Below are 655 nucleotides of genomic sequence, written 5' to 3'. Positions count from 1 at the left end.
GTCGTAGAGCGTGCGGGCCATGGTGGCTTCCAGGTGAGACTCTGGCGAATCGACGATTTTAGGCGCTGAACAACGAAAAACCCCGGCGCCAGGCCGGGGTTTTCGCAGGGTGAAGTTCAGGCTGCTTGCCGGCGGGCTCAGTTTCGCTGCGCGATCGGTTTGACGTTGCGCTGCGTGGCACCGTGGAATAGCTGGCGCGGACGGCCGATCTTGTACTCCGGGTCGCCGATCATCTCGTTCAGTTGCGCGATCCAGCCGACCGTGCGGGCCAGCGCGAAGATCGCGGTGAACAGGCTGACCGGGATGCCGATCGCGCGCTGCACGATGCCCGAGTAGAAGTCGACGTTCGGGTACAGCTTGCGGGCGACGAAGTACTCGTCTTCCAGCGCGATCTTCTCGAGCTCCATCGCGAGCTTGAACAGCGGGTCGTTCTGCAGGCCCAGCGCGTTCAGCACCTCGTGGCAGGTCTCGCGCATCAGCTTGGCGCGCGGGTCGTAGTTCTTGTAGACGCGGTGGCCGAAGCCCATCAGCTTGATGCCGGAGTTCTTGTCCTTCACCTGCTTGATGAACTCGCCGATCTTCTCGACGCCGCCCATCTTCTGCACGTCTTCCAGCATGTTCAGCGCCGCCTCGTTGGCGCCGCCGTGGGCGGGGC

The 655-nt window shown here is 63.7% G+C and carries 1 protein-coding gene; it reads right to left on the bottom strand.

Annotation, left to right across the window (positions count from 1 at the left end):
• Nucleotides 1-137: 137 nt before the first annotated feature.
• The coding region (locus tag AC1D01_RS37605; protein WP_477875038.1) for a citrate/2-methylcitrate synthase at nucleotides 138-655 on the bottom strand (518 nt) is incomplete at its 5' end.

It is taken from the genome of Rhizobacter sp. P3_B12, from assembly GCF_056402895.1.
Note: the sequence above shows the minus strand (reverse complement) of the source record. Positions and strands in the feature narration are given on the sequence as shown.